The 2,407-nt window shown below is 39.8% G+C and carries 3 protein-coding genes; all 3 read right to left on the bottom strand.

What is annotated here, in order from left to right; all coding sequences use genetic code 11:
- Window positions 1-357: 357 nt before the first annotated feature.
- The 3 genes from UF75_RS25430 to UF75_RS25415 all read right to left on the bottom strand — a co-directional run bounded on the left by UF75_RS25430 (window position 358) and on the right by UF75_RS25415 (window position 2,322).
- Entirely contained in the window at window positions 358-645 is a 288-nt protein-coding gene (locus UF75_RS25430) for a putative quinol monooxygenase (RefSeq protein ID WP_045577305.1), read from the bottom strand.
- A gap of 1,148 nt (window positions 646-1,793) precedes the next feature.
- Window positions 1,794-2,030 (bottom strand): hypothetical protein, encoded by a 237-nt coding sequence (locus UF75_RS25420; RefSeq protein ID WP_242860433.1) that lies wholly within the window; start codon window positions 2,028-2,030, stop codon window positions 1,794-1,796.
- Window positions 2,020-2,322: a nucleotidyltransferase domain-containing protein gene (locus UF75_RS25415; protein WP_034141097.1), complete on the bottom strand. Its 303-nt coding sequence runs from the start codon at window positions 2,320-2,322 to the stop codon at window positions 2,020-2,022. The genes UF75_RS25420 and UF75_RS25415 overlap by 11 nt, the downstream gene beginning before the upstream one ends.
- Window positions 2,323-2,407 lie beyond the last annotated feature (85 nt).

The following is a 2,407-nucleotide window of genomic DNA, read 5'->3' as shown; positions in this document are numbered from 1 at the left end:
GCTAATCACTTGTGCTTCGAGAATAGGACCGCAAATCTATGATTCAACATTCCTGATGTTAGATATACTCCCAGGAAGACGAGCGATCCGCCAAGGACCTGAGTTCCCGTAATTCTTTCTCCTAAATCCAGCTAATAATGGCAGTAAAGACAGGGATTAGATTCAGAAATATCCCCGCTTGGCTGATTCCAATTGCTCGAATGGACATATTCCAGAAGATAAATGAAAACACAGACGGAAAAATTGCGATGTAGTTATTTGAGATAAGTAAAGTAATGGAGGCTTTCGCATCAACACGCGAAGGCCTCCTCTTACTTATTACTTTTATGTTTGGCATCAATCGCTCGCTGCTGCCTATTAAACTTCTTCAAGAAATTTAACCTGGATCTTACCCTCTAGTAGGTCTTCAAACTTTTGGGCTGCTTCCTGAAAATAAGCTGAACTCCCATGGGCTTTGAAGGCCTCTTTATCCTTGTACTTTTCAAAGAAGACTATTTCAGTTGGGTCATTCTTTACTACATGGGGTATGTACATCAAACAGTCCTTTTCCTTAGAAAGAACTTCCTTGGCCAATTGAGTACAAATTCCGGTCACTTCGACCTCTTTGCCAGGTTTTACTTTTAAGGTTGCCAGTAACGTAAACAATTCCAAACAACTCCTTTGTTTTTCCACTCAGAACGCTGTGTATTCACCTTCGGTCAAAGCCATTTATTATGGTTAAATCTTTAATAACTATATTCAACACACAGGCAATTTCTCCTTCAAGCGATTACTTCTCCCTGCCCCACACGGAAAAGGAGAGCTCCTTGCGCGGCTCCCCGACGATCTGCTGCAGTTCCACATCGGTAACTGCTTGCTGGCATAATTCAGGAGTTTTTTGATTTGTTCCATATCTATCCCCTCTTGAGCATCCTGTTTGAGAGTTTCTCTATCCATATAATACTCTCCACAATGAACTCTTCTGTTCCGTAGTGAGGATTACGACCAGGTGGCCGCTGGATTTAACTCCTCTCGGAATGGGTCGTATTAATCGATAAATTTGTCTTGCATACTTTCAGCGTCTTCGCCATGTTTTCAACAATCTTACTCGCCGTCTCCCCGGATAGCTTTTTCCAAGTGAGCAATTGAATATAATTCCTCATTAATACAAGGAAATAAGGGATATCATCTGTTATAACTAGTTAAATTTATTTGGATTTCTAGTATAATACATATAGCGAAGCGAAGCAGAAAGATTATAAAAACAGGAAAGAGTTAGCGAGGATGTTTGAATTTTTCTGCCCAAAGTGTCACAATACTTTATTTAGTGCAAGTGATCATCCCCATGAAGAGAAGATCTACTGCTCAATTTGCAACACTTATCTTGATAATCCATATTACAAGAAACCACCTAATTAGCAAAACATTCCTCTAAAACCCCGGATTTATCCGGGGTTTTACTTTTTATTTACATTACAGTTCAATTTCCTTCTGTATAAAATTAATCCATCTCCGCGATGAACTGCTCCCCTTCTTCTTCCGGGACCGCGAGAAGGATGAGCGCCGTGCCAGGATGATCCCGTCCCACAAATAACAAAAGCGCCCATACATCTCAACTATTGGCTGTAGATGTCTGTACGCACGAATATCATATCCCATCTATTATTTTGACCTTCCCATAATGTCACCTTACGTAAGAACATCAAGCTGTTGAAGAATACCGGAACAATAGTCCTTAAGTTTCGGAATATCACTTGTAATCGTTTCCCATAGGCTCTCATCGTCAATTTTATTCATAGCTATGAGCAACTACATTACGTAATGCCTTGATTTGTGTCCCATGGAATTCCAGTATAGGTATTCTTAAAATCATCCGAAAGATGAGTGGTCAGTTCTCCAATTTGTAAAACACAAAGAGCCGTGGCATTCTTATAAACAGAATCTTTGGTAAACACCGTATAATCCTTCCCAAACCGCTGAATTGCCTCAGAAATATCACTGCAATAGGAAATGATACGCCGTAGCACATCAGCGTTTCGGTTATTCTGCATACAAAAGCACTTCCTCCTTCTGGATTTTACGAAGAAAATCATCTTCCAGACTTCCCGTTGTCAGAACATCGACTTTTATCTGTAAAGCTTCCTCAATTTCCGTATACAGCCCACATAAAGCAAACATCCCTTTAAGAGACCCTTTATCCACTCGTAAATCCACGTCACTATTTTCTGTAACATCTCCACGAGCATAAGAGCCAAATAGATACACTCGTTCAACACCATATTTCCGTGCGATCGGTTCGACAATAGCTTTGATTTCTTCTATCGTAACCTTTTTAGCGGACATTGCTCTTACCTCCTTTGAATCATATTACGTCAATAGCACTATTTACAATATTATATCATAAACCTACTCAAAAAAATTAGTACGA

The organism is Desulfosporosinus sp. I2 (genome assembly GCF_000960765.1).
Taxonomy (GTDB): domain Bacteria; phylum Bacillota; class Desulfitobacteriia; order Desulfitobacteriales; family Desulfitobacteriaceae; genus Desulfosporosinus.
The sequence above is the reverse complement of the archived record's forward strand: the minus strand, read 5'-3'. Positions and strand labels throughout refer to the sequence as shown.

What these genes read in the sequence shown, in the direction of transcription:
- UF75_RS25420 (WP_242860433.1), bottom strand. Translation starts at nt 2,030, where the DNA reads ATGCAGAATAACCGAAACGCTGATGTGCTACGGCGTATCATTTCCTAT.
- UF75_RS25415 (WP_034141097.1), bottom strand. Translation starts at nt 2,322, where the DNA reads ATGTCCGCTAAAAAGGTTACGATAGAAGAAATCAAAGCTATTGTCGAA.